This is a genomic window from Pseudonocardia halophobica, from assembly GCF_027922425.1.
GTDB lineage: Bacteria > Actinomycetota > Actinomycetes > Mycobacteriales > Pseudonocardiaceae > Pseudonocardia > Pseudonocardia halophobica.
Genome location: NZ_BSFQ01000003.1, coordinates 79146 through 105251, shown reverse-complemented (window position 1 = coordinate 105251; position 26106 = coordinate 79146). Strand labels below are relative to the sequence as shown.

The 26106-nt window shown below is 70.4% G+C and carries 25 protein-coding genes; 15 read left to right on the top strand and 10 right to left on the bottom strand.

What is annotated here, in order from left to right; genetic code table 11:
• Positions 1-3: 3 nt before the first annotated feature.
• The 9 genes from PKE99_RS04910 to PKE99_RS04870 are packed head-to-tail and all read left to right on the top strand — an operon-like array spanning position 4 to position 9603.
• A complete protein-coding gene (locus tag PKE99_RS04910) occupies positions 4-1182 on the top strand; it encodes an MCE family protein (RefSeq protein WP_051737159.1) in 1179 nt (392 codons plus the stop codon).
• Entirely contained in the window at positions 1179-2210 is a 1032-nt protein-coding gene (locus tag PKE99_RS04905) for an MCE family protein (protein WP_037043681.1), read from the top strand. Before PKE99_RS04910 ends, PKE99_RS04905 begins: the two co-directional genes overlap by 4 nt.
• The gene (locus PKE99_RS04900) at positions 2207-3244 is read left to right on the top strand and encodes an MCE family protein (RefSeq protein ID WP_051737160.1); all 1038 of its coding nucleotides are present in this window, start codon (positions 2207-2209) and stop codon (positions 3242-3244) included. Before PKE99_RS04905 ends, PKE99_RS04900 begins: the two co-directional genes overlap by 4 nt.
• Positions 3241-4473 (top strand): MCE family protein, encoded by a 1233-nt coding sequence (locus PKE99_RS04895; protein WP_037043683.1) that lies wholly within the window; start codon positions 3241-3243, stop codon positions 4471-4473. The genes PKE99_RS04900 and PKE99_RS04895 overlap by 4 nt, the downstream gene beginning before the upstream one ends.
• Positions 4470-5741, top strand: coding sequence for an MCE family protein (locus tag PKE99_RS04890; protein ID WP_051737162.1), 1272 nt, complete (start codon positions 4470-4472; stop codon positions 5739-5741). The genes PKE99_RS04895 and PKE99_RS04890 overlap by 4 nt, the downstream gene beginning before the upstream one ends.
• On the top strand, positions 5738-7117 hold the full coding sequence (locus PKE99_RS04885) for an MCE family protein (protein ID WP_051737163.1): 1380 nt from the start codon (positions 5738-5740) through the stop codon (positions 7115-7117). The genes PKE99_RS04890 and PKE99_RS04885 overlap by 4 nt, the downstream gene beginning before the upstream one ends.
• Positions 7114-7668 carry an Rv1363c family protein gene (locus PKE99_RS04880; protein WP_037043685.1) on the top strand — a complete coding sequence of 185 codons (555 nt, stop codon included), beginning with the start codon at positions 7114-7116 and terminating at the stop codon, positions 7666-7668. Before PKE99_RS04885 ends, PKE99_RS04880 begins: the two co-directional genes overlap by 4 nt.
• Before the next feature lie 17 nt (positions 7669-7685).
• Positions 7686-8549, top strand: coding sequence for a hypothetical protein (locus PKE99_RS04875; protein ID WP_051737164.1), 864 nt, complete (start codon positions 7686-7688; stop codon positions 8547-8549).
• 7 nt (positions 8550-8556) lie between these two features.
• The gene (locus PKE99_RS04870; protein ID WP_271214842.1) at positions 8557-9603 is read left to right on the top strand and encodes an ABC transporter ATP-binding protein; all 1047 of its coding nucleotides are present in this window, start codon (positions 8557-8559) and stop codon (positions 9601-9603) included.
• A 38-nt stretch (positions 9604-9641) separates the two neighbouring features.
• On the opposite strand, the gene PKE99_RS04865 is transcribed toward PKE99_RS04870, so the two are convergent.
• Entirely contained in the window at positions 9642-10271 is a 630-nt protein-coding gene (locus PKE99_RS04865) for a TetR/AcrR family transcriptional regulator (protein ID WP_037043688.1), read from the bottom strand.
• Between the two features lie 100 nt (positions 10272-10371).
• Here PKE99_RS04865 and PKE99_RS04860 point away from each other — a divergent pair, with 100 nt between their 5' ends.
• Positions 10372-11541, top strand: coding sequence for a thiolase family protein (locus PKE99_RS04860; protein ID WP_037043690.1), 1170 nt, complete (start codon positions 10372-10374; stop codon positions 11539-11541).
• A 38-nt stretch (positions 11542-11579) separates the two neighbouring features.
• On the opposite strand, the gene PKE99_RS04855 is transcribed toward PKE99_RS04860, so the two are convergent.
• A complete protein-coding gene (locus PKE99_RS04855; RefSeq protein ID WP_231498139.1) occupies positions 11580-12380 on the bottom strand; it encodes an enoyl-CoA hydratase/isomerase family protein in 801 nt (266 codons plus the stop codon).
• Between the two features lie 54 nt (positions 12381-12434).
• Between PKE99_RS04855 and PKE99_RS04850 the strand changes: the two genes are divergently transcribed.
• The gene (locus PKE99_RS04850; RefSeq protein ID WP_231498140.1) at positions 12435-13532 is read left to right on the top strand and encodes an MBL fold metallo-hydrolase; all 1098 of its coding nucleotides are present in this window, start codon (positions 12435-12437) and stop codon (positions 13530-13532) included.
• A gap of 53 nt (positions 13533-13585) precedes the next feature.
• Here the strand turns inward: PKE99_RS04850 and PKE99_RS04845 are convergent, their stop codons facing one another.
• The 4 genes from PKE99_RS04845 to PKE99_RS04830 all read right to left on the bottom strand — a co-directional run bounded on the left by PKE99_RS04845 (position 13586) and on the right by PKE99_RS04830 (position 17601).
• Positions 13586-14899, bottom strand: a complete 1314-nt coding sequence (locus tag PKE99_RS04845) for a phytoene desaturase family protein (RefSeq protein ID WP_037043695.1) — start codon at positions 14897-14899, stop codon at positions 13586-13588.
• A 63-nt stretch (positions 14900-14962) separates the two neighbouring features.
• Positions 14963-16135 (bottom strand): acyl-CoA dehydrogenase family protein, encoded by a 1173-nt coding sequence (locus PKE99_RS04840; protein ID WP_037043697.1) that lies wholly within the window; start codon positions 16133-16135, stop codon positions 14963-14965.
• A 67-nt stretch (positions 16136-16202) separates the two neighbouring features.
• Complete coding sequence (locus PKE99_RS04835; protein WP_051737167.1) at positions 16203-16853, bottom strand: TetR/AcrR family transcriptional regulator; 651 nt, start codon at positions 16851-16853, stop codon at positions 16203-16205.
• A complete protein-coding gene (locus tag PKE99_RS04830; protein ID WP_051737168.1) occupies positions 16843-17601 on the bottom strand; it encodes an SDR family NAD(P)-dependent oxidoreductase in 759 nt (252 codons plus the stop codon). The genes PKE99_RS04835 and PKE99_RS04830 overlap by 11 nt, the downstream gene beginning before the upstream one ends.
• Before the next feature lie 49 nt (positions 17602-17650).
• Here PKE99_RS04830 and PKE99_RS04825 point away from each other — a divergent pair, with 49 nt between their 5' ends.
• From PKE99_RS04825 to PKE99_RS04810, 4 genes are all read left to right on the top strand, one after another.
• Positions 17651-18811, top strand: coding sequence for a CaiB/BaiF CoA transferase family protein (locus tag PKE99_RS04825; RefSeq protein WP_037043707.1), 1161 nt, complete (start codon positions 17651-17653; stop codon positions 18809-18811).
• Positions 18812-18876: 65 nt separating this feature from the next.
• Positions 18877-20571, top strand: coding sequence for a class I adenylate-forming enzyme family protein (locus tag PKE99_RS04820; protein WP_037043710.1), 1695 nt, complete (start codon positions 18877-18879; stop codon positions 20569-20571).
• A 34-nt stretch (positions 20572-20605) separates the two neighbouring features.
• Entirely contained in the window at positions 20606-21631 is a 1026-nt protein-coding gene (locus PKE99_RS04815) for a phosphotransferase family protein (RefSeq protein ID WP_051737169.1), read from the top strand.
• A 22-nt stretch (positions 21632-21653) separates the two neighbouring features.
• Positions 21654-22625 (top strand): DUF7064 domain-containing protein, encoded by a 972-nt coding sequence (locus PKE99_RS04810; RefSeq protein ID WP_037043713.1) that lies wholly within the window; start codon positions 21654-21656, stop codon positions 22623-22625.
• Here the strand turns inward: PKE99_RS04810 and PKE99_RS04805 are convergent.
• Genes PKE99_RS04805 through PKE99_RS04790 form a run of 4 tightly spaced genes read right to left on the bottom strand, consistent with a single transcriptional unit; the run spans position 22616 to position 26055 of the window.
• Positions 22616-23008 carry a nuclear transport factor 2 family protein gene (locus tag PKE99_RS04805; protein WP_197040554.1) on the bottom strand — a complete coding sequence of 131 codons (393 nt, stop codon included), beginning with the start codon at positions 23006-23008 and terminating at the stop codon, positions 22616-22618. The two genes, PKE99_RS04810 and PKE99_RS04805, sit on opposite strands and share 10 nt — an antisense overlap.
• Before the next feature lie 27 nt (positions 23009-23035).
• Positions 23036-23668, bottom strand: a complete 633-nt coding sequence (locus PKE99_RS04800) for a TetR/AcrR family transcriptional regulator (RefSeq protein WP_037043718.1) — start codon at positions 23666-23668, stop codon at positions 23036-23038.
• 10 nt (positions 23669-23678) lie between these two features.
• A complete protein-coding gene (locus PKE99_RS04795; protein ID WP_037043721.1) occupies positions 23679-24845 on the bottom strand; it encodes an acyl-CoA dehydrogenase family protein in 1167 nt (388 codons plus the stop codon).
• Positions 24846-24864: 19 nt separating this feature from the next.
• Entirely contained in the window at positions 24865-26055 is a 1191-nt protein-coding gene (locus PKE99_RS04790) for an enoyl-CoA hydratase-related protein (protein ID WP_156067412.1), read from the bottom strand.
• Positions 26056-26106 lie beyond the last annotated feature (51 nt).

The following is a 26106-nucleotide window of genomic DNA, read 5'->3' as shown; positions in this document are numbered from 1 at the left end:
TCGATGCCCCGCACAGTCAAGGTCCGCGTCGTCGGGCTCGTCATGGTGGTGGTGATGGCCGGCCTGTTCGGTCTCGCCGCTGCCTTCTACGCGCAGGTCTTCGTCATCCGGGTGCCGGTGACCCTGCAGGTCGACCGCTCCGGGCTGGTGATGGACGCGGGCAACACCGTCACCCTGCGCGGCGTGCAGGTCGGCACGATCACCGACGTCGAGGCAACGGACGGTGGCGCCAGGCTCACCCTCGGACTGGACCCCGACGAGATCGACCGGATCCCGGCGAACGTCCTCGCGAAGATCGAGCCGAGCACGATCTTCGGGGCGAAAAACGTGAGCCTGAGCCTTCCGGACGCGCCCAGCGCGACCCCGCTCGCCCGGGGCGCGGTGCTCGACACCCGTCAGGTCACGGTCGAGGTCAACACCGTGTTCGACAACCTCGCCACCGTGCTCCGCACCGTGGACCCGGCCAAGCTGAACGCCACCCTCGGTGAGCTGGCCCACGCCCTCGGCGGGCGCGGCGACCGAATCGCCCAGCTCGCCGGCGCCGCCGACGGCTACCTCGGCAAGCTCAACGACAAGCTGCCGGTCCTGCAGGAGGACCTTCGCAGGCTCAGCCCGGTGACGCAGACCTTCGCCGACATCAGTCCGGACGTCCTGCGCATCCTCGACAACACCACGGTCACCGGCGCCACCCTGGTCGACCAGGCCGACCAGCTCGACGCGTTCCTGATGGACGTCTCGGTCCTGGCGGGCAACGCGCAGACGGTGTTGGCGGAGAACCGCGAGAACCTCGCGACCTCCCTCGACCTGCTGCGCAGCCCGGCTGCCTTGTTGCACCGCTATGACCCCATGCTCACCTGCTTCATCGAAGGCCTGGACGAGTCCCGCAAGGTGCTGGAGCCGGCCATCGGTGGGGACTCGCCGGAGCTGCGGCTCAACACCACCATCTCCATCGGCCAGGACCCCTACACCAACCCGCGGGACCTGCCGAAAATCAACGTCGACAACGGCCCCGGCTGCTACGGGCTGCCACAGGTCGACGAGTCCGAGCGTCCGATCAAGCGGGTCCCGACCGACGTCCAGGTGGACCGCGAGAACAGCAACCGGGTCCAGCTGGGCCGGCAGTCGTTCGCGCCGCTGCTCACGGCGCCCCTGGGCAACGCGGCAAGGGAGGAGCAGCGGTGAAGGTCCGCTCCGAACTGATCAAGGTCATTGCCTTCCTCGTGGTCGGCGTGTTCTTCGGTGGCCTGCTCTGGGTGACCCTGGGCCGGTCGACCGTGGGTGTCGCCCACACCTCGTACTCGGCGGAGTTCGCCGACGTCAGCGGACTCTCCGACGGTGACCTGGTCAAGGTGGCCGGCGTCGACGTGGGGCAGGTGACCGGTGTCGAGCTCGGCGACGGCGACCGAGTCAAGGTCGACTTCGACGTGCGGGACGACCAGCCCGTCACCGCCTCGACGAAGGTGCTGGCCCGCTACGAGAACCTGATCGGCGACCGGTACCTGGAGCTGGCGCCGGGTCCGGGCGACGGCAGTCGTCAGGACCCCGACGCCACGATCCCCGACACGCGGACGGTGCCGGCTCTGGACCTCGACGTTCTGCTCAACGGCTTCAAGCCGCTGTTCCAGGGCCTGCAGCCGGACCAGGTCAACTCGCTGGCGACCGACCTCATCGGAACGCTGCAGGGACAGAGCGGCACGGTCGACTCGCTGTTGCGCCACACCGCCTCGCTGACCAGCACGCTGGCCGACCGCGACGAGGTGATCGGCCGGACGGTGCAGAACCTCAACACCGTCCTCGGTGCGGTCGACACCCGCGACTCGCAGCTCAGCACGACGCTGGACCAGCTGCAGAAGGTCGTCTCGGGGCTCGCCGCGGACCGGCAGACCATCGGTGAGTCGATCACGCGGGTCAACGGCTTCGCCGGGGACCTCGCGTCCCTCCTGGGCCAGGTCCGACCGCCGCTGCAGGGCTCGATCGCCGAGCTGGGCAGGGTGGCGACGAACCTCGACGACAACACCGACCGGCTCAACGCCGTCCTGGCGCAGATCCCGAGGGCCTACGAGAGCCTCGACCGGGTCGGCTCCTACGGCACCTTCTTCAACTTCTATCTCTGCAGCGTCCAGGTCAAGGTCACCGGGCCCGACGGCCAGCCCATCTCCTCGCCGGTCTTCGGTTCGAACCAGAACACCCCGAGGTGCCGACTCCCATGATCCGCTTCCGCGACAAGAACCCCGTGGTCGTCGGGGCGATCGGTCTCGTCGCCATCCTCCTGGTGCTCGCCGCGGCGCTCAACACGACGTCCCTGCTCGACCTGCGCGGAACCGCGTACAGCGCCCTGTTCTCCGAGGCCGGAGGCCTCCGCGAGGGCGACCCCGTGAAGGTGGGCGGCTTCGAGATCGGCCGGGTGACCGGCGTGAGCCTCGACGGCCCGAACGTCCGTGTCGACTTCCGGGTCACGGACTCGAAGGCAGAGGTCGGCGACCGGACCAGGGCCTCGGTCTCGGTGGCGACCGTGCTGGGCGACAAGTTCCTCAAGCTGGAGCCCTCCGGGACCACCGACCAGGACCCGGGGACCCCCATCCCCCGGGACCGCACGGTCGCCCCGTACGACCTGCCCGAGGCGCTCTCGACGCTCACCACGACGGCGCAGCAGATCGACACCCAGCAGCTGTCCAAGGCGCTCGACACCGTGTCGGAGACGCTGGACGGCAAGGGGCCGCAGCTGCGCTCGGCCGTGGACGGGGTCGGACGGCTTTCCACGACCATCGCCTCCCGGGATGCCGAGCTGCGCGAGCTGCTGGCCCACGCTCAGGGGGTCACCGGGGTGCTGGCCCAGCGCTCCGACCAGGTCAAGCTCTTAATCACCGACGGCAACCTGCTGCTCGGTGAGCTCGAACAGCGGCGCAAGGACATCGGTGAGCTGCTGCGGAACGCCTCGGCGCTCGCCCAGGAGTTGAACGGGCTGGTCGCCGACAACCGCGAGCAGATCGAGCCCGCGCTGGACCGGCTGAACTCGGTGCTCGCGACCCTGCAGCAGAACGAGGACAACATCGCGAAGATCCTCAAGGGCGCCGTCGGCTACGCGACCGGCGTCGGGGAGGCCGTGAGCAACGGCCCGTTCTTCAACGCCTACGTGCAGAACCTGATCCCCGGCAACCTGATCCCGCTCTCGGACTACCTGCCGGAGCTGGGCTCGAACCAGGGGGCGTCCATCGCGCCCGCCCAGCAGGGAGGTAACCGGTGAGCCGCATCCTTATCCTCCGCGTGCTGGCCGCCGTCGTCGTCGCGGTCCTCGTCGCGGGAGTGCTCGTCGCCGTGAGCGTGAGCGGCACCCGGAAGGCCTCCGCCTACTTCACCTCGACGACGGGTATGTACCCGGGCGACGAGGTCCGGATCCTCGGCGTCCCCGTCGGCAAGATCGACGCCATCACCCCCGAGGGCAACCAGGTCAAGGTCGACTTCCACTACGACTCCGACCAGGAGGTCCCGGCGGACGCGCAGGCCGCGATCGTCGCACCCAGTCTGGTCACCACTCGGTACCTGCAGCTGGCGCCCCGCTACACAGGGGGACCGACGCTGGCGGAGGGCGCGATCATCCCGCTCGAGCGAACGGCCGTCCCCGTCGAGTGGGACTCCATCAAGGACCAGCTCTCCCGGCTGTCGACCGACCTCGGTCCGGTCGCCGACGACCCCGACGGGTCGCTCGCGCGTGCGCTGTCGGTCGGCGCGGACACCCTGCAGGGGCAGGGTGCGGGGCTCAACGACACGCTCAAGCGGCTTGCGGCGGCCACGACGACCCTCGCCGACGGCAGCGACGACCTGTTCGGCACGGTCAACAACCTGCAGGTGTTCACGGCCGCGCTCGCCACCAGCGACAAGCAGATCGAGGAGTTCGGCACCCGACTGGCGTCGGTCTCCGGGATCCTGGACGAGAACCGCGACCAGCTCGGCGCCGCGCTGGCGGACCTGCGCACCACGGTGGGCACCGTGCAGCAGTTCGTCGCGGACAACCGCGACCGGCTCGGCACCTCGGTCGACCGGCTCGCCGGCGTCACCGGCATCTTGGCCGCTCAGCAGGAGGACCTGGCCGGGGTGCTGCATGCGGCGCCGCTGCCGCTGACGAACCTTTACAACGCCATCCAGCCCGGCACCGCCTCGCTGCACGGACAGCTGGCTCTGGCCAACCTCCAGAACCCCTCCTTGTTCGTCTGCTCCGGCATCGCCGCGGCGGGCAACCTGGACCCCCAGGAGGCGGCCAAGCAGTGCGCGGCGGCCCTCGGTCCGCTGCTGGACCTGCTGAAGGTCAATTACCCGCCAGTGGCAGCCAACCCCCTGAGCCGCCCGGGCAGCCTCCCTACCGAGGCCAGCCCGCGGGCGCCGCTGCCCGCGGACGGCCCGTCCGCGATCCTCCCGCCGGTCACCGGACAGGGCGGTCTCTCCGAGCTCCTCACCCCCCAGGGAGGCACCCGATGACCCGGTCGTCGCGAACCGGCGGGCTCCGACGGGCGCTACCGTTCGCCGTCCTGGCGACCACGGTCGCCCTCGGGCTGACCGGCTGTCGCTTCGAGGGCGTCAACGCCCTCCCACTGCCCGGTGGCGTGGGCGGGGGAGACGGCTCCTACACGGTGCAGGTCGAGCTCCCCGACGTCGGCACGCTCAAGCCGAACGCCCAGGTCAAGGTCGGGGACATCGCCGTCGGTACGATCACCTCGTTGGCCACCCGGGACTGGCACGCCGTGGCGAACGTCCGGCTGGGACGAGACGTCCAGCTGCCCCAGAACGCGGTCGCTGCGGTCGGGCAGAACAGCTTGCTGGGCGCGTCCTACCTGGAGATGAGCGCCCCGACCGAGCCCGCCCCGACCGGGCGGCTGGTGGAGGGTGACGTCGTACCGCTCGCCAACACGCGGGCGTACCCGACCACCGAGGAGGTGCTGGCGGCGACCTCGCTGGTGCTCAACGGCGGCGGGCTCAACCAGCTCAGCACCGTGACCCGGGAGCTGGACCGCGCCCTGGGCGGCGATGACGGCGCCGTCGGACGGCTGCTCCCGCAGCTCGACACGTTCGTCACCGGACTCGACGCACAGCGCAACGACATCACAACGGCGATCGACGGCCTCGACCGGCTCTCGGGACAGCTTGCGGGGCAGACCGACACCATCACCGGTGCCCTCGACCAGCTCGGCCCGGCCCTGCAGGTGCTCGACCGTGAGCGCGACGACCTGGTCACCGCCCTGGACAAGCTCAAGGCCCTCAGCGCGACAGGTTCCCAGATCGTGGCCGAGAGCGGGGACAACCTCACCGCGAACCTGCGCGACCTGCAGCCGGTCCTGAAGTCGCTGGGCGACACGCAGGACCACCTGGTCGGTGCGTTGGGGCTGGTCCTGACCTTCCCGTTCCCGGCTGCGACCACCCCGAACGCGTGCCGCGGCGACTACTGCAACCTGAGCCTGATGGTCGACCTGCAGCTGTCGAAGATCGACGCCAACCTGCTCAGCGGCACCCCGCTCGAGGGCAGCCTGTTCGGCATCCAGAACCTGCTCGGCGGCGCCGCCCCGGGTTCCGCCGGGGGTGCAGGCGACCCCCTGCGCGATCCGCTGGACGCCTTCACGGGGGCCGCTCCCACCACGAACCCGTCCGCTCCCCCCGCCACCCCCGCCCCGTCGCCGGCGCCCGCGGCGCCCGCGGACTCGGGCGGGGGATCCGGCGGCCTGCTCGGCTCGCTCCTGGGAGGTGGCCGGTGATCCTCACCAGGTTCATCCGGGGCCAGCTCACCGCGCTCGTCATCGCGACGGTCGTCGGCAGCCTGATCCTCGGCATCGTCTACCTCCGGGTGCCGGACCAGCTCGGAATCGGCAACTACACGGTCACTGCGAACTTCGCCGAGGCGGGCAGGCTGTACGAGGGCGCCGAGGTCAACTACCGCGGCAGCTCGGTCGGTCGGGTCACCGCCGTCCGGCTCAGCGACACCGGCGTCGAGGCCGACCTGCGGATCGACAGCGGCCACGACGTGCCCACGACGACGCGTGCCGAGGTGCACAGCCTCTCCGCGGTCGGCGAGCAGTACGTCGACCTCGTGCCGGACAACCTCGACGGTCCCTTCCTGGCCTCCGGGGACACCATCCCGGTGAGCCAGACGTCGACGCCCGTCCAGATCGGACCGGTGCTGGACCAGGTCAACGCGCTGGTGGCCAAGCTTCCCGCCGACGATCTCAACGTCGTCGTGAACGAGGCGTTCGACGCCTTCCGCGGGTCGGGCGGCGACCTGCAGCGGATCATCGACAGCGGGGGCACCCTCCTCGACGCCGCGGACGCGAACTACGCCCCGACGGCGCAGCTCCTCGACGACCTGCGGCCGGTGCTCGGCTCGGTCGACGAGATCTCCCCGGAGCTGCGGTCGCTGAGCGCGGACCTCGCCTCGGTGACCGACCAGCTGCGGGAGAGCGACGGGGACATCCGCGGCCTGCTCACCGACGGCCGTCCGTTCGCCCGCGAGGTGAACGGCCTGCTCGGCGACGTGCGCGGGACCGTGCCGACTCTGCTCGCCAACCTCGTCACCGTCGGCGGGGTGCTCGACACCTACGAGCCGAACCTGGCCCAGGCGCTGTCCGTCTACCCGGCCCTTGCGACGAACGGTCAGACGATCGTCCTGCCGAACGGGGAGGACCATCGAGCGAACGTCGACCTCGACCTCGCCCTCAACTCGCCACCCGCGTGTACACAGGGCTTCGTCCCCGCGGACCAGTGGCGCGACCCGGCCGACACCTCGGTCGCCCCGCCGATCAGCGCCTTCTGCCGGCTTCCGGCGGACGACGTGAGCGGCGTCCGCGGCGCACGGAACACCCCGTGCGCCGAGGCGCCGGGCACCCGCGCGGGGACCCCGATGGACTGCCGGGGCGGCGGAACCAGGCCCGTGGCGCCGAACAACCCGCCGTTCGCGCCGGGCACCGCGCTCGGCAGCCTGTTGGGTGACGGCAGCCGGCCCCGGACCGACCCGTTGGGCGGTCGCGCGATCGGGCCGGATGGAACGCCCTACTACCTGAGGGCCGTCGGTGAGCCGACGGCGCCCGAGGAGGAGATGACATGGCAGAGGCTCCTGCTCCGGCCGGTCGGCCGATGAGCGGATCCACCACGGTCGTCGAGCCCGACGCCGAGCGTCCCGAGACGGCCGCCGACGCACCCGCATCCGGTGACCGCCGACGCGGTCCCGCGCGGGCGGTGACCGTGCTGGCCCTGGTGGCCCTCGTCGCCGCGGCTGTCGCCGGGGTCTACGCCGGCATCGCTCAGCGCTCCGCGGCCGACGGACGGGCCGCGGTGGACGCGGCCCGGCAGGTCGCGACCAACCTGACGACGATCAAGCAGGACACCGCGGACGCGGACCTGCAGCGGCTGTTGGACGGGACGACGGGCGACTTCAAGGCGGAGTTCGAGCAGCGCCGCGGCCCGTTCGTCCAGATCGTGCAGCAGGCGAAGGTCTCGACCGAGGGACAGGTCGTCGAGGCGGGGCTGGACAGCCTTGACGGTGACACGGCGCGGACCCTGGTGGCCGTGCACTCGACGGTGACGAACTCCGCCGCCACGCAGCCGGAGAACCGCGACTACCGGCTCGCGGTGACCCTCGATCGCGTCGACGGGCGCTGGCTCGCCTCGTCCGTCGAGTTCGTGGCCTGAGCGGGAGGGAGAGGACCATGGCGACACGCAGCAGTGGGTTCACCGACCACGACCTCCTCGACGGGGTCGTCGACGACGCGGAGAGCGCGACGGACGGCGCGCCGGACCGCGCGGACCGTGGCGGTCCGCGTGGCGAAGCCCCCACACAAATGCTCCACGCCGTTCACACACGACCCGATCCCGAGGGCGCCGGCCTCGAGGACACCGTTGCGGTCGACACCGTTGCCGAGGATGCGGAATTCAATGCCGCGGGGTCTGCCGACACGGCTGCTTCCGGCCGTCGTCGGCGGACACCGAGGATCGTCGGACGGGCGCTGCGCGTTGTCGCGACCGGCCTGCGCGCCGCAGGCGCCGTGCCCGGCCGGGTCGGCCGGGCCTACCGCACGCGGTTGGACCGCAATCCCCGCTCGGTTCTCCTCGTCGCAGGGATCGCGGCACTGGTGCTGGTGCTGCTGGCCGGCGCGGGCGTGTGGTTCTGGCGCGCGGCTGCCTCCGCCGAGTCAGACCGGCAGGCCGCACGGGACGCGGCGATAGCGGCGGTGCCTGCGCTGCTCAGCTACGATCCGAACTCTGTCGACTCGCTGATCGACCGGGCCGGGCCGGGTCTGACCGACTCGTTCCGCCAGGACTACGGCGCGCTGGTCACGCAGGTCGTGGCGCCCGCCGCGAAGAACCAGCAGATCACGACGAACACCGAGATCAAGGGCAGCTCCGTCGTGCTCGACGCCCAAGCCGCGGACGAGAACGTCGTATTGCTGTTCGTCAACCAGACCACCCAGTCGCCGAACGTGCCCGCGCCCGCCCAATCGGGGAGCCGTGTACGGGTGACGCTCGACCGCGTGGACGGACGCTGGCTTGTGTCCGACCTCAAGCCGATCTAGGAGAACAGTGCCCGGAGTCGAGGTGCGGGTCGAGGGACTGACGAAGTCCTTCGGGCGCGCGAACATCTGGTCGGACGTCACGCTGACGCTCCCGCCGGGGGAGGTCAGTGTGTTGCTGGGCCCGTCCGGCACGGGTAAGTCGGTGTTCCTGAAGTCGCTGATCGGGCTGCTCAAGCCGGAGAAGGGCTCGATCGTCATCCACGACACCGACCTGGTGCGGTGCAGCGAGAACCGGCTCTACGAGATCCGCAAGCTGTTCGGGGTGCTGTTCCAGGACGGCGCGCTGTTCGGCTCGATGAACCTCTACGACAACATCGCCTTCCCGCTGCGCGAGCACACCAAGAAGCCGGAGTCGGAGATCCGCGACATCGTCGCGGAGAAGATGGACATGGTCGGGCTCAAGGGCGACGAGAAGAAGCTCCCGGGTGAGATCTCCGGCGGGATGCGCAAGCGCGCCGGCCTGGCTCGCGCGCTGGTGCTCGACCCCGAGATCATCCTGTTCGACGAGCCGGACTCCGGCCTGGACCCCGTGCGCACGGCGTACCTGAACCAGCTGATCATCGACCTGAACGCGCAGACGGACGCGACGTTTCTGATCGTCACCCACGACATCAACACCGCGCAGACGGTGCCGGACAACATCGGGATGCTCTACCGCAAGCACCTGGCGATGTTCGGGCCGCGAGAGGTGCTGCTGACCAGCGAGGACCCGGTGGTGGCGCAGTTCCTCAACGGCCGCCGGCAGGGCCCGATCGGCATGTCGGAGGAGAAGGACACCGCCCAGGCCGCCCGGGAGATGGCCGAGGTCGACGAGCTGTCCGGGCTGCCCCCGATCAAGCCCCAGCTGGAGGCGACCGCGGGCCTGCCCGAGCGCAAGGCCGTGGCCCGCCGGCAGCAGCGGGTGGCGGAGATGCTGCACACCCTGCCGGCCGCCGCGCAGGAGGCCATCCGCCGGGCCGAGGCCGAACAGGGCACGAGAACGGGTACTCCTGCGGACGCACCGACCCAGGTGCTACCGCGTGTTCAGCCTGGTGGCAAACACCACCTCGGTTGACCGCAGCTCATGATGTCTGCAGCAGCGGTCCGCACACGTCACGGCCGAAGGGCGTGTAGCACCATGGACTGGGTAACGGCGATGACGTGCTCGATCGAGCCTCGCGCTGGGTCCCACCACTCGACGCTCCAGTTGAGTGCGCCGAGCACGATCATGCGGCCGATGGAGGGATCGACGTCCTCGCGGAGAAGTCCCGCGTCGGCAAGGTCCGCGACGAGGTCGCGCCATATGTCGTTGTACTCGGTGATGGTCTCCAGCGCGCGCCTGCTGAACTGCTCGGGCATCTGGTTCGCATTGCGGATGACGGCCCGGGCGTAGTCGGATAGTTCCAACTCGTGACGCAGGTGGGCCTCGACCGCGACCTCGATCCGCTTGGAAGGCGAGGTCCCATCGGGCAATTCGGCCAGGCGCGCTGTCAAGAACTCGTGCATCGCCTGAGCACCTGCGAACAGCACCGCCTCGATCAGGTCCTCGCGCGAGGGATAGTAGTAGTAGATCGCCGGGGCCTGGACGTGGGCCTCCTCGGCGATGTCCGAGAGTCGTGTACCGGCGAAGCCCTTCCGTGCCAGGACCTTCGCCGTCGCGTCGAGCAGGCGCGCGCGGGTGCGGGCCGACTTCGTGTCAGCGCTCTCCGTGGCGTCTGTGTTGGCGATGGTCTTCCTGGGCACGGCGGAAGGATATTCGACACCGTTGCGCTGCGTTGCCCGACGGCTCTTCGGCGTGTTTTACTCGAAGTTAGAAACAGTGCCGTGAGGAGTGGAGTCCGCCGTGGAGCACGCCGTCATCGTCGATGCCGTCCGAACACCCGTCGGGAAGGGCAAGGCTGGGGGAGGCCTCTCCGGAGTCCACCCGAGCGACCTGCTCGCAGGCCAGCTTCGTGCCCTCGTCGACCGCACCGGCATCGACCCGGCGCTGGTAGAAGACGTGATCACCGGCTGTGCCCAGCAGGTGGGTGAGCAGTCTGGCAACATCGGACGCAACGCTGTTCTGGGCGCCGGATTTCCCGAGTCCGTTCCCAGTACGACGCTGAACCGGCAGTGCGGGTCGAGCCAGCAGGCGGCGTCCTTCGGGGCCCAGGCGGTCATGGCGGGGGTGCACGACATCGTCATAGCCGCGGGCATCGAGTCGATGAGCGCGGTACCGATCGGAAGCTCGCGGCCGAAGAGCCCCGGGGCCCGGGTGGAGGCCCGCTACCCCGAGGGGCTGGTCAACCAGGGCGTTTCCGCCGAGCTCGTCGCTCAGCGTTGGAAGCTCGAGCGCGACGAGCTGGACGCCTACTCGGCCGAGTCGCACCAGCGGGCCGCGCGCACATGGGCCGAAGGCGGGTTCGACGCCGAGGTGGTCGAGGTCCCCGAGGCTTCGGGCCTCTCCGTGGACGAGACGATTCGCGGCGGCACCACTGCCGCGGGGCTGGCCGGGCTCAAGCCGTCCTTCCGCACCGAAGAGATGGCCGCGCGTTTCCCGGACATCGAGTGGAAGATCACTCCGGGCAACTCGTCCCCGATCACGGACGGCGCCTCCGCTGTGCTGATCATGAGCGAGCGGCGGGCGAACGAGCTCGGACTGCGTCCCCGGGCGCGGTTCCACTCCTTCGCCGTCGTCGGCGACGACCCGCTGTTCATGCTCACCGGGCCGATCCCGGCGACGCACCGGGTCCTCGCGCGCAGCGGCCTGAGTCTCGACGAGATCGACGCGTACGAGGTCAACGAGGCCTTCGCGCCGGTTCCGCTTGCGTGGGCACGCGAGTTCGGCGCTGACCTCGCGCGGCTGAACCCGCGCGGCGGAGCGATCGCGCTCGGGCACGCCCTCGGCTCGTCCGGCACCCGGCTGCTCGTCACGCTGCTCAACCATCTCGAGCAGACCGGCGGCCGGTACGGCCTGCAGACGATGTGCGAGGCGGGCGGCATGGCGAACGCCACCATCATCGAGCGGCTCTGACGTGTCGGCCCGCCCGGCCGTTCCGGGCGGGCCGGCACTCATCGGCCCTGGAAGACGGCCTTGCGCTTCTCGGCGAACGCGGACCGGCCCTCGTGGTAATCCGCGGTGGCACCGTGCTCCTGCTGCAGGGTCGCCTCGAGCTCCAGCTGGTCGGCGAGGCCCCGCTGGGCCGCCGTGCTCAAGGCGCGCTTCATGTTCCCGAGGGCGACGGTCGGCGCCGATGCGAGGCGTCGCGCCAGCCCTTCGGCAGCCGACTGGAGCTCCTCCGCGGGGTGTACGGCGTTGACCAGGCCCCACCGCTCGGCCTTCGCAGCGGGCAGCTTCTCCCCGAGCATGCAGAGCTCGGCAGCCCTGGCCAGCCCGACCCGTTCCGCCAGGAACGCGGTGGCGCCGGCGTCGGGCATCACACCGATCCGCACGAACGCGAGCAGGAGGTACGCGTCCTCGGCAGCGAGCAACAGGTCGCAGGACAGGGCGAGGGACACCCCGAGACCCGCGCAGGCACCCTGCACGGCCGCCACAAAGGGCTTCCGTGCTCCGCGGATCTCCAAGATGATCGGGTTGTAAACCTCGCGGAGGCGGGAGGTCAGGTCCGGATCGCCGTCCGGGGTCAGCTCGCGCTGGTTCTTCACGTCCGCACCCGCGCAGAATGCCCGCCCGGCGCCGGTGATGAGGACGGCCCGGACAGCGTCGTCCGTCGCGGCGCGGCGGACCGCGTCGAGCAGCTCGGCCCCCATCGCGGGGGTCCAGGCGTTGAGCGCCTCGGGGCGATGGAGCTGGATGTGCGCGACCGCATCTTCGACCCGGTAGCGCACGTCGGTGTACGTCGTCGTGGACACGCCGTGACGGTACCGCCCTGAATCTGTGTTCAAAAGAGCAGGCTCGGTCACACGGTGCCGACGACCAAACCGCCTAAAATTTGTTACAAAATAACCCGCCACCTGGAGGACGACGCGATGACGGAACTGGCCGCACAGCCGGAGGACTGGACCGAGCCGGGCGCGCACCCGGTGGTCCCCGGAGTGCACCGGATTCCGCTCCCGTTGCCGCTCAGCGGCCTGCGTGCCGTCAACGTCTACGTGCTCGACGACCCCGAGGGCCCGACGCTGGTCGACTCGGGCTGGGCCGGCGGGACGGGTCGGGAGACTCTGACCACCAGGCTGCGTGAGCTCGGGCTGGCACCGGCCGACATCTCCCGAATCGTGGTCACGCATGCCCACCACGACCACTACACGCAAGCGCTCGCCCTTCGCCTCGACCACCCGGTCCAGGTGCTTCTTGGGCGGGGCGAGGCCCCGTCGGTCGCCGCGATGCGTAGTCGCGGCGAGGTCGCCGCGCCACAAGAGGGTCTGCTGCGGCGGGCCGGAGCCCGGGAGCTGGCCGTGGCCATGGGGATGCACCAGAAAGCCGAGGACGCGGCGGACGACGCCCCGTGGGGCGAGCCGGACCGCTGGCTGGACGACGGCGAGATCGTCCGGGCGGGTGGTCGTGACCTGGAGGTCCGAGCGACGCCCGGACACACTCGTGGCCACATCGTGCTGCGGGACGCCGCGCTCGGCGCCCTGTTCTCCGGGGACCACGTGCTGCCGCACATCACACCGTCGATCGGTTATGAGCGGGCGCCCGAGCCGGCACCGCTGCGGAGCTACCTGGACTCGCTGCGGCTGGTCCGCGACCTCCCCGACACGCTTCAGCTGCCGGCGCACGGACCGGTCACCCCGAGCGTGCACACCCGGGTGGACGAGCTCCTCGAACACCATGCCCAGCGCCTCGCCGCCGCCTTGGACCAGGTGCGGGCAGGTGCGGACACTGCCTACGGGGTCGCGAGCAAGCTGCCGTGGACGCGTCGGCAGAAGCGCATCGACGAGCTGGAGACCGAGCACGCGGCACTCGCGGTGCTGGAGATCGCGGCGCACCTGGACGTGCTGGTCACCGCTGGTCATCTGGTGGCCGACGAGACGGACGGCGTCCGCCGGTACGCGCTCGCCTGAGCGCAGACGACACCGCCGCCGTCCGAGGGCATCGGGCGGCGGCGGGGCTCGGGTCAGACCGCGGCGCCGAGCGGGTGCTCGGCCTTGATCCTCTCCACGACGAGCTTCGCCGTCTCCGCGCACGCGGTCGTGCCGCCGTTGGCGTACTCCTTGACGCCGTCACCCACGTTCCACAGGTTCGGAATCGGGGTGTCGGACGGCAGGTCGTATCCCGCGACGGCCCGCTGCGGCGGCCATCCGTCCCGCATCACGGCGGTCGAGAGGATGCGAGCGTCATCGAAGCCGGGCAGCTGGGTGGCGAGGTCCTTCTTCAGCAGGGCGATCTCCGCATCCTCGTCGAAGTCTCCGACCGAGGGATTCGGAACCGAGGCGCCGACGTACAGGTGCCAGCCGGGAGGCGCCATCTCGGGGCAGGTCTCGGTGAAGTTCGCGATGTAGCAGAGCCGCTCGCTCTTGGAGAACAGCAGCAGGCCGGGCACTTCGGTCAGCGGTTCGCGGCTCGCGAAGTTCACGGCGAGCATGGAGCACGGTCGATCCTTGGCCCTGACCTGCTCGCAGTACTCCTCGGGTAGGTGCTCCTCGCCGGCCAGGGCCATCGTGGCCGCGGGTCCGGCGTCGCTCACCGCGACCCCGCAGGTGACCTCCACCCGCTCGCCAGCGTGCAGCACGGTGGCTCCGGTGACTCGGCCGTTGGTGACCTGCAGCGTCTCGACCTCGGATGACAGCCAGATCTCGCCACCGCGGGCGGTGACTGTGGCAGCCAGGGCCTCCCAGATCCCGATCGTGCCGGCCGGACAGAACCCGAAGCGCTTGAACGCCGACTTGCGGGTGAAGTAGGTGAGGAACACGCGCGCGGGGAGCTCCTCGGAGCCGACGGCGAACACCGAAGCGCACATGTTGCGGAACACGCCCTGCACCGCCTCGTTCTTCGTGTACTTCGCCACCCAGTCCGCGGTGGACAGCTCACTGCCTGGAAGTGCGTCGTCGTCCTTGCGGGCGGCGCCGATCCCGTTGAGCAGCTTCGCGCCCTGACGGGTCAGCTTCGACAGAAGCAGGCCCCAGCCCCCGCGGGTGACGTCGAGGTTCCTGTCGCCGACCCGATAGAGCACCGGGACCTCGGGCGTGCGGATGTCGAACTCGGCGCCGACCTCGGCGAAGGTCTCCTCGGTGATGCCGCCGACCTCGATCACGATGGCGCCGTCGTTGACCTTGAAGCCGTCGATGTCGGTCGTGGACGCGCGTCCGCCGACCTTGTCCAGACGCTCCACCACGAGCGTGCGGTAACCGGCGTGCGCGAGCCGCGCGGCGGCGAACAGGCCACCCGCGCCCGCGCCGACCACGAGTGCATCCACGGTGTGCTCGGGCACGGCGTCTCCTTCAATCAGACTTTTAATCGATAGTAAATTATGTAACGATGCAGGAGCAACCTGTCAGGGCCGGTTGCGCTTGGCGATGTCCCGGCCGATCAGCTCCTTCATAATCTCGGTGGTGCCGCCGTAGATCGTCTGGATCCGACTGTCGACGAACGCCCGCGCCACTGGGTACTCGAGCATGTAGCCGTAGCCACCGTGCAACTGGACGCACCGGTCGACCACGCGCTTCTGCAGCTCGGTGAGGAACCACTTGCCCTTTGCCGCGTCGGTGGGGGAGAGCTCGCCTGCGTTGAATGCGAGGACGCTCTTGTCCACGAAGGCCTCGGCGACGTCCAGCTCGGTCTCCATCTCCGCGAGGACGAACCGAGTGTTCTGGAAGTCCCCGATGTCCTGGCCGAAGGCCTTGCGCTCGAAGCAGTATCGCGCCGTGTGCTCGTAGACCGCGCGCGCGGCGGTGTAGCCGGTCGCGACCAGCCCGAGCCGCTCCTGCGGCAGGTGGCTCATCAGGTGCATCATGCCGTGTCCCTCGACGCCGATGAGGTTCGCCGCGGGGACTCGGACGTCGGTGAAGAACAGCTCGCCGGTGTCCTGGCCGTGTAGACCGACCTTGGCCAGCTTGCGGCCGCGCTCGAAGCCCTCCATTCCGTCCTCGACGACGAGGAGGCTGAACCCCCGAGAGCCCGCCTCTGGGTCCGTCCGGACTGCGACGATCACGAAGTCCGCGCTGAGGGCGCTGGAGATGAAGGTCTTCTGGCCGTTCAGGATCCAGTCGGCGTCCGGGCCGTCCCCGTCCCGACGGGCGACGGTCCTGATGCCCTGCAGGTCGCTGCCGGTGCCGGGCTCGGTCATGGCCAGCGCGCCGAGCTTCTCCCCGCGCGCCATCGGCGCCAACCAGCGCTTCTTCTGCTCGTCGTCGGTGAGGTCGAGAAGGTAGGACAACACCAGGTCGTCCTGCAGACCGAGCGTCATGCCGAACGACGTGGCACCGACTCGGGCCACCTCCTCGCACACGACCAGTCGGAAGCGGTAGTCGGTCTCGCCGGATCCGCCGTACTCCTCGGGGATGGGGAGGCCGTAAACTCCCTGCTCGGCGGCGGCGCGGAAGACCGTCCGGTCGATCTCGTGCTCGTCCTCCCACCGGAGGAAGTGCGGCTCCACCTCACGGGCCAGGAACTCTCGTACCGACTCTCGGTACTGCTCATGGGTGTCGGTGTAGAGCGTCCGCTGCATCGCGGTCAGTCCTTCCGTGTGGAGTTCGTCTAATATAGACTAGAATAACCGACGTGTCGCCCGCCGGTCAGCCGGGGGACAAGCCCTGCCGGACGAGCAGCCGGGCCGTGTGCACGATGTCCTCGAGGGTGCCGCGTTCCTCCCGCCACCACTCTGGCGCCCAGTTCAGGGCGCCGATCACGAGCATCCGCGCGGCCCACGGGTCCAGGTCGCCGCTCACTTCGCCCTCGGCGATGCCCTCCGTGACCAGGGTGCGCCACAGCGCGCCATAGCGGCGTTGGTCGAGCAGTTGGACGTCGCGGATCGCGGGGGGCAACTGGGCGGCGTTTCGGATGGCGGCGGCGGCGAACTCGGATTCCCGCAACACGATCTCCAGGTGCGCCCCCACCGCGGTGAGGATGCGCTCCATGGGACGGGCGCCGGGGCCCAGTGCATCGAGGGACTTCCGGACGTGGTTCATGGTGCGCCGCAGGCCCACCTGGACGACCTCCTGGATCAGCTCGTCCCGGGAGGCGAAGTGGTAGTAGATAGCGGGCGCCTGCAGCTCGGCGATTGCGGCGATGTCCGACAGCCGGGTCCCCGCGTAGCCATTACGGTTCAGCACGATCGCCGCGGCGTTGAGGATGCGCTCGCGAGTCAGGGCGGATTTCGACGTCTCGGACTCGCGCCCCCGTCGCGCCACCGGTCGCGATGCGGCGACGTCCGGCTCAGAGTGCATACCCGCCGTCCACGTCCAAGGTCTGGCCGGTGATCCACTTCGCGCGGTCGGACATCAGGAACGCCACGGCCTCGGCGATGTCGGCGACCTCGCCGAACCGGCGCAGCGCGAGGTTGCGCTTCGCCGTGGCCAGGAGCTCGTCGGTGTAGTCGCCGCGCGCGACCAGCTCCTGCCAGAGGCCGTCGCCCTCGATCAGGCCGACGCCCACGCAGTTGACCCGGACCCCGAACCGGCCCTCCTCGGACGCCAGCCCGCGCACCAGCGCGGCCACCGCGGCCTTCGGGGACGAGGACAGCACATCCTTCTTCGAGTACCGCTGGATCGCGGGTGTGACCAGGGCGACCATAGTGCCCGCGGTGCTGCGGAGCGGCTCGATGGCCGCGTGCAACAGGTTGTAGGCGGGGAGGGTGTCGCCGAGGATCTGCTCGCGGTAGCGCTCCGGTGAGATCGCGGAGATGTACTTCATCGGGATGTAGGGCCCCGCTGCGTAGACCACGCCGGAGAGTGCGTCGGGCGCGGAGGAGCGCACGGCCTCGGCCACGGCTCCGGCGTCGGTGAGGTCGACCTGCGCCACGATCGCCCGTCGGCCCGCGGCTTCCACCCGTGCCGCGGCGGCCTCGGCGGCCTCCGCGTTCGACCGGTAGGTGACCACGACGTCCCATCCGTCCGAGGCCAGTGCGGCGGTCACCGCAGACCCGATACCACCCGATCCGCCCGCCACGAGAGCCCAGCGCTGCGCTTCCGCCATGGGAATAGCCTACGATCTAATCTTCGTAAGAAAAAGGACGGAGGCACGGATGGTGGACGAGGCTGCGCGCGGACCGCTCGCGGGGCGCACGGTGATCGAGCTCGCGGGGATAGGGCCGGGCCCCTTCGCCTGCATGGTGCTGGCGGACATGGGGGCCGACGTCATCCGGGTCGACCGGCCCATCGGCGGCGCCGTCCCCGCGGCGACGACGGCGGACGTCCTGAACCGGAACAAGCGATCCATCGTCCTGGACCTGAAGCGTCCGGAGGCCGTCGACGCGATCCTCGGGCTCGTCGAGCGAGCCGACGTGCTGGTCGAGGGCTACCGGCCCGGGGTAGCCGAGCGGCTCGGGATCGGCCCCGACGCAGTGTGGGCCCGCAAACCGAAGCTGGTCTACGGCCGGATGACCGGCTGGGGCCAGGAGGGCCCGCTGGCCCACTCCGCGGGCCACGACATCGGCTACATCGCGCTGACCGGAGCCCTGCACGCCATCGGTGAGGCCGACGGGCCGCCGCAAATCCCGCTAAACCTCGTCGGGGACTTCGGCGGAGGCTCGACGTACCTGGTCATGGGCGTGCTGGCGGCTCTGCTGGAGGCAGAACGGACGGGCCGAGGCCAGGTCGTCGACGCAGCGATCGTCGACGGTGCGGCCCACCTCATGGCCGTCATCCATGCCCTGCTGGGGGCCGGCCGCTGGGAGGACCGGCGCGGCGTCAACATGCTCGACGGCGGCACCCCGTACTACGCGGTGTACGAGACCTCCGACGGCAGGCACATGGCGGTCGGCGCGCTCGAGCCCAAGTTCTTCGCCGAGCTGCTGCGGCTCCTGGATGTGCCCGAGTCGACCTTCGCTCCTCGGGACCGGGCCGACCGGTCCCGGTGGCCCGAGCTGCGCGCGATCCTCGCCGACCGGTTCGCCGGGCGGACCCAGGCGGAGTGGTCCGAGCTGTTTGACGGCACCGACGCGTGCGTCGCCCCCGTCCTGGGCCTGCGTGCGGCCGCCACGCACCCTCACGTCGCGGCCCGCGGCAGCCTCGTCGAGGTGGAGGGCGTGCTCCAGCCCGGTGCGGCTCCCCGGTTCTCCGGCCACGCCGCCACACCGCCCGCACCAGCCCCGGCCCCGGGTCGGGACACCCGCGCGGTCCTCGCCGCGGCGGGTCTCGACGCCGACGCGCTGCTCGCGGAGGGCGTCGCTCTGCAGGCGGAGTGAGCCCTTGTCAGCCCCAGGGGTGACTCACTAATCTACGAACGATTAAAGACGTCGAGGAGGACGCTGTGGTGGACACGATCGAGCAGAGGCGTGTCGCGCTCGACGCGCGCCACCCGACCTGGACCCCAACGACGTTGGACGGGTTCCTCGACCGGTGTGCGGCCGAGTTCCCGGATCGGCCGCTGGTGATCACGAACGACCGGACCCTGTCCTACGCGGAGACGGCTTCGTGGTCGCGCAGGCTGGCGGACGGGCTCGCGACTCTGGGTGTGCGACGGGGCGACCGCGTCGGCATGCTGATGGCGAACTATCTCGAGTTCACTCCGCTGAAGTTCGCCATCGCCAGGGCGGGTGCGGTCGCGATCCCGTTCAACTACCTGTACCGGGCGGAGGAGCTCGCCTATGTACTCCGCCAGTCGCGCTGCAACGTCTTGATCACCATGACCGGCTTCGCCGGTCTGGACTATCCGGCCATGCTGGACGGCATCGCCCCGGGCTGGGAGACCGGTGCCGCCGAGGCGCTGCCGGACCTGCGCGCGGTGGTGCAGCTGCCCACGGACGGCCGTACCCGCGAGGGCGTCCGCACGATCGACGAACTCGCCACCCTCGGCGACGAGAACCCGCGTGCGGCGATCGGCCAGGAGGCCGAGCCGGGCGACCTCGGCGACATCCTGTACACCTCGGGTACCACCGGCTCGCCCAAGGGTGTCATGGTGACGCACGACGCAGTGCAGCGCACCGGCTACGCATCCGCCCTGACCAGGGCGTTCGAGGACGGCAGACGGATTCTCTTCTCGCTGCCCTGCTACCACATGTTCGGCTACGTCGAGGGACTGTTGGCCGCGATGTTCGTCGGCGGGGCCATCGTGCCGCGGACCTCGTTCTCTCCTGCGGACTACTTCGAGGGGATCGAACGGCACCGCGCGACGGAGATCCTCTGTGTGCCGACGATGATGGTGGCTCTGCTGGAGCATCCGGACCGGCACTCGAGGGACGTCTCGTCATTGTTCGCGGTGCTCTGTGGCGCGGCCCCGGCGCCAGTGTGGGTGTGGGAGAAGGCGCAGCGGGACCTGGGGATCACCGAGATCACCACCGGCTACGGAATGACCGAATGTGGCGGCGCGATGACCATGTCGCTGCCGGAGGACCCGCTGGAACGACACTCCCTGACGGTCGGCCGGGTCAAGATGGCGGGCGCGGCGGGTATGCCGGACCACGGCCACGACATCTGCTGGTACCGCACCGCGGACCCCGAGTCCGGCGCGATGCTCCCCGACGGCGCCGAGGGAGAGATCGTCTCCACCGGCCCGACCCACATGCTGGGGTTCTGGGACAAGCCCGTCGAGACCGCGGCCGCGCTGCGCGACGGCTGGGTGTTCTCCGGGGATCTCGGACGGGTGGACGACGACGGCTACATCCAGATCACCGGTCGCAGCAAAGAGCTGTACAAGAGCGGGGGCGAGCTGGTGATGCCTAAGGAGATCGAGGAGCTGCTGAACGAGTTCCCCGGGGTCAGCCAGGTCTACGCCGTCGGTGTGCCGGACGAGCGCTGGGGCGAGGCGGGCTGCGCCTGGGTCGTTCCCGAGCCCGGCGCCACCGTCGACACCGAGGCACTGCTCGCTCTGTGCAAGGAGAAGCTGGCCCGGTTCAAGGTGCCCAAGCACATCCTGGTCACCACGGCCGCCGAGCTGCCGACGACGCCGACGGGCAAGGTCCAGAAGTTCAAGCTGTCGCAGCGTGCGGCCGAGCTCCTCGGCTGAGTGCGGCACGGCTTGCGGAGGGAGGGCTCACGGAGTGCGAGCCGACATCGACGGTGGTCCGCGCCCGGGAGTCACGTTCGCCCTGGCCGAGTGGCTCGGCGAGCGAGTCGAGCACCTCGTCCCACCCGTGCGGGTCGAACGCGTGGGTACCGGACAGTCCAACCTCACGTCGGTCATCAGCGACGCCGAGGGGCGCGAGTGGATCCTGCGGTATCCGGCCGGGGGGCGAGCCGACGTCCGCCGAGAGGCACGGATCCTGCGGGCGCTCGCGGCGACCTCGGTGCCGGTGCCTGCTGTCGTCGCCGAGGGACGCGACGCCGCCGGCATCGAGGGCGGGTTCCTCGTGATGGAGCGGATGCCGGGACGGCCGCTGGAGGACGAGGCCGACGCCGGCCGACTGTCACCGCCGGAGCGCCGGGCGGTCGGGGACGAGGCGGTGGAGCTGCTCGCCACGCTGCACGCGCTCGACCCCGAATCGGTCGGGCTCGGCGATCTCGGCAGGCGGGACGGATACCTCACCCGGCAGTTGGCGCGGTCCGCCGCCAACTGGGCGGCCTGGGGGACGGAGTCGGCCGCGGACGCAGTATGGCGGGAGGGGTTCGATCGGCTGTCCCGAGCGGTCCCGACGCAGCAACGGTGCGTGATCGTCCACGGCGACTACCGCCTGTCCAACATCCTCGTGGCGGACGGTCGCCTCTCCTCGGTGCTCGACTGGGAGCTCTGCACCCTCGGCGATCCGCTGGCGGACCTGGCCTGGCTGGTCGACGACTGGCGCGGTCCGGAGGATCCCTCCATCACCATCCCTTCGCCGACCAGGGTGGGCGGCTTCGCCGACCGGGCCGAGATCGTCGCCGACTATGCCGGGCGCACCGGATTGAACGTGGAGCATCTCGGCTACTACCGGGCCTTCACGCACTGGCGGGCCGCCACGCTGCTGCAGGGCGTCGCCCAGCGGCGCCGGGCCGGCAGCCTCGGCGTGCACGGCGCGCTGGACCTGCTCGACCTCGAACACAGCATCCGTTACCTGCTCGACGGGGCACTCCACCTCGTGGGCGGCTGACCCCACCTCAGGAGCCGCGCCGGTGCGTCCGGAGGACGACTACACCCATCCCGTCGGCCCCGAGCCGAACTTCAACGAGTCGATGTACGTGCACTTCCACGACCCCGCGGTCGGGCTCGGTGGATTTGTGCGGATCGCGAACCGTCCCAACGAGGGACGCGGGGAGGTGACGGTGTGCCTCTTCCTCCCCGACGGTGGGCTGGCGTTCTCCTACGCGCGGCCCGAGGTGCGCACCAACGAGCGGCTCGCCGCCGCCGGGATGGCGCTGCGCGTCCGCGAACCGATGAAGCATCTCGACGTGAGCTTCAGCGGCACCGTCGCCCGGCTCGCCGACCCGACCATGATGGACGAGCCGCGCGCGGCGCTGGGCGGGAGCCCTCGGGTCCCGTGCACCATCGACCTCGCCGTACGCGCCCTCGCGCCCGAGTTCGCCCACAGCTTCGACACCGGCGAGGGCTCCTTCGCCCCTAACCACTACGAGCAGCTGCACGTGACCGTAGGGCGGATCGCGCTGGGGGACGCCGTGGTCGAGATCCACGGTCACGGGCTGCGGGACCACTCTTGGGGGCCGCGCTACTGGCAGACGCCGTGGTTCTACCGCTGGGTCCACGGGTGCACGGACGGGTTCGGCTTCATGGGGGCATGGTTCGGCAACCCAGACGGGTCGGCGGTATGCGGCGGATTCGTCTGGGACGGCGACGCGCTCGTTTCGATCGACGAGATCCGGATCGCCACGCGCCGGGACGGTAGGGAGGAGCAGTCCGCCGTGAACCTGTTCCTGCGGGCCGGTGACCGGGACTGGACGGTACGGGGTCGAGCACTCGCCACGGTCCCGCTGCGCAACCGCCGCCCCGACGGTGCCGGCGGGCACGACGTCACCCGGATCGTGGAGAGCCTGATGATCTGGTCACTCGACGACGGCCGGGCGCTCCATGGCATGGCGGAGTATCTCGACCAGATTCGAGACGGCCGCCCCGTCGGACTTCAGGTCTGAGCGGGCACGATGCGCGGGCTCACCCCCCGCGCCTCGGCCCGCCGGTAATTCCAGAGGCCGATGTCGCAGTAGTCCCGCACCTCGGCGATCAGATCCCCGGACATCCGGATCACGCCCAGGCATTCGATCGGGGCGTCCCCGCCGGCGAACTGGAAGTGGTCGACGCGCTCCAGGAACACCAGGTCGCCGGCGACCGCACTGGAAACCACGTCCCACTGCGCTGCGTCTGTCTCGGCGAGGATCGCGGCGAAGGCAGCACGGATGGCGTCCCTGCCGGTGAGCGGCTCGTAGGGCACGGCGACGTGGTACACAGCGTCGACGGTGAAGCACGCGGCGACGGCGTCAGCGTCCCGCCGCGCTACAGCGGCGAGGAGCTCGTCCACGGCGGGGGGCAGAGGCACGGGACTCCTTCAAGCGGGACGCTGGTCGACGGTGGCGGGCGGAGCGAGACCCCGGCGGACGAGGGCCTGTGCCGTAAAGACCACTGACCGGAGAGACCCACGTCCCGGGCTCCACCACTCGCACGCCCAGTTCAGCGCACCCAGGATCAGCATGCGGGCGGCACGGGGGTCCAGGCCCGGATGGATCTCGCCTGCCACCCGACCCGCGTCGATCAGCTCTCGCCAGATCTCGGCGTAGCGCTGCTGCTCACGGATCTGGCGCTCCCGCAGATCGGGGGGCAGCTGCGATGTGCTCCGGACGGCGGCGATGGTGTAGTCCGACGTCCGCAGCACCACCTGCAGGTGAGCCTCGACCGCTCGGCAGATCCGGTCGAGGGCCGAGGACTCGGCGGGCAGGTCGGCGAGGGCGGCCCGCACGTGCTCCAGGTTGCGGACCATCCCCGTGGTGACGACCTCCTCGACGAGGTCCTCCCGTGAGTCGAAGTAGTAGTAAATCGCAGGGGCTCGGATCCCGGCGATCTCGGCGACGTCGGACAGCCGGGTCCCGGCGTACCCACGGCGAGCGAGCAGGGACGCGGCAGCGTCGAGGATCCGCCGCCGTGTGTGTGTCGACTTGGACTCGACGGCCTGCTCCGTGGTCACGCTCGCCCGATCAGTACGACGCGGGCAGCCCGAGGCTGCGCTGCGCGACGAAGTTGAGCACCATCTCGCGGCTGACCGGTGCAGTCTTGAGCATCCGGGCGACGAACCACAGGTCTGCGAGGCCGTACTCGAGCGCCATCCCGTTCCCGCCGTGGGTCTGCATCGCCTGGTCCAGCGTGCGCAGCGACGAGTCCGCAGCCGCGAACTTGGCGATGTTGGACGCCTCGGCGGCGTCGGCGCCGGCGTCGAACAGCTCGGCGGCCCGGTAGGCCATGAGCCGGGAGAGCTGCGTCCCGATGTAGGACTCGGCCAGCGGGTGGGCCACACCCTGGTGGCTGCCGATGGGCACGCGCCACACCTGACGGTCCTTGGCGTACTGCGCGGCCTTGCCGAGCGCGTAGCGGGCGATGCCGTTGCTGATGCACGCGGCCGTGATCCGCTCCGGATTGAGCCCGGCGAACACCTGCCGGAGCCCGTTGCCCTCGTCGCCGATCAACGCGTCGCGGCCGACGCGGACGTCGTCGAAGTACACCGTGAACTGATGCTCCGGCTGCTGCAGCGCGGCCGGGATGTGCTGCCAGCTCACGCCCTCGGCGTCCGTCGGCACCACGAAGAGCGACAGCGGGTGGCGACCCTTCGGCCCGGCTTGCGGGGTACGGGTCACGACGAGCACCGCGTCGGCCTCGTCGATGCCCGAGGTCCAGTACTTCGTGCCGCTGATCCGCCAGCCGTCGCCGTCCGGGTGGGCGGTCGTGGTGATCTCGTGGCTGTTGGAACCGGCGTCCGGTTCGGTGATGGCGAACGCCATCTTCAGCGTGCCGTTCGCGATGCCGGGCAGCCAACGCTGCTTGAGCTCGTGGCTGCCGTGCGCATCGATGATCGACCCGCAGATCGCGGGGGAGATGACCATCATCAGCAGTGGGCAGCCCTGGCTGGAGGCCTCCTCGACGACGACGGCGAGATCGGACATGGTGCCGCCGCCACCGCCGTACTCCTCGGACAGGTGCACCCCGAGGAAGCCCGCCGCGCCGAGGTCCTGCCAGAGCTCGGTCGGCTCCTCGTGGGCGGCCGACTTGGCCATGAAGTAGTCGTGGCCGTACTTGCCGACGAGCTTGCCGACGGCCTCGCGGAGGGCGGCGCGTTCCTCGGTGTCCGCGACGATGGACGAGGGGTTCATGATCACTCCTGCCGGTCGGTCAGGTGCCGGTGTAGGTGGGGCGGCGGCGTTCCGCGAATGCGGTCACGCCTTCCAGCGTGTCCGCGGTGCCGCAGGCGTCGACGATGGTCTGCTCCTCGTCGGCGAGCTGGTCGCGTAGGCCGGTGTCGAAGCTCTGCCGCAGAAGCCGTCGGATGGCGCCGAACGATCGTGTCGGCCCCTGGGCGATCCCGGCGGCAATGCGCTCGCCCTCGGCGTCGACCTCGTCCGCGGGGACGACCGAGGTGACCAGGCCCCAATCCAGCGCCTCGGCGGCGGTGAGTCTGCGGTTGGTGTAATACAGCTCCTGGGTGCGGCGCATCCCGATCAGCCGGGGGAGGAACCAGGAGTTGCCGCCGTCGGAGGTCATGCCGATCGCGCCGTAGCCCGTTGTGAAGACGGCGTCCTCCGCCGCAACGACGATGTCCGCCATGCCGACCAGGCCTAGGCCACCGCCCGCGGCGGCACCCTTGACTGCGGCGACCAACGGCGCATCGAGTGCGGTCAGCCGTTCGATGGCGAAGTGGTAGGGGTCGATCATCAACCGCAGCTGGGCGGGCAGCCGCTCGGGCGGGGTGGCCGTGAAGACCCGGATGTCACCGCCCGCGGTGAACATCGGCCCGTTCGCCTTGAGCAGCACCGCGCGGACGCCCGGGTCCTCGGCGAGCCGCGTCGCCGCGCGCGCCAGGTCCTCGCAGATGACCTGGTCGATCGCGTTGCCCTCCTTCGGGCGGTTCAGCGTGATCGTGGCCAGGCCGCCCGCCACCTCGAACTCGATCGCGCTGTAGGGCGGTGCGCCCCGCGCCCAGCGAGCCGTGTCCGTGTACTGGTCAAGCGCCGTGATCCGTCCGTCCTGCACGGTGACGACGTGCGCGAACGTGGCGTCGACCGCGCCGCCACCGCGGCGGCCGTGACCTCGGTAGCGGCCGGTGACGAGCAGCCTGCCGTCCTCCAGAAGGGCGAACTGCTCGGCCTCGGCGCTCGCGGCGAAGTGCTTGGCGATGCCACCCCAGCCGGACCGGCGCATGGCCTCGGCCCCGCGGTGCTCGCCGCCGATGCCGAACGGCATGCCGTCGGCGAGGTGGCCGACGAAGTCCGGATGGAGGATCTCGTCCAGGGTGTCCCGGTCGCCGCCGGCCAGCGCTGAGTAGAGGCGGCGAGCGACCTCCGCCGGGCCCGCCGTCGTAGTCACACCGTTGTCCACAGCTCGCACCGCCCTCTCTTTTCTAATCGAGAATAGGAT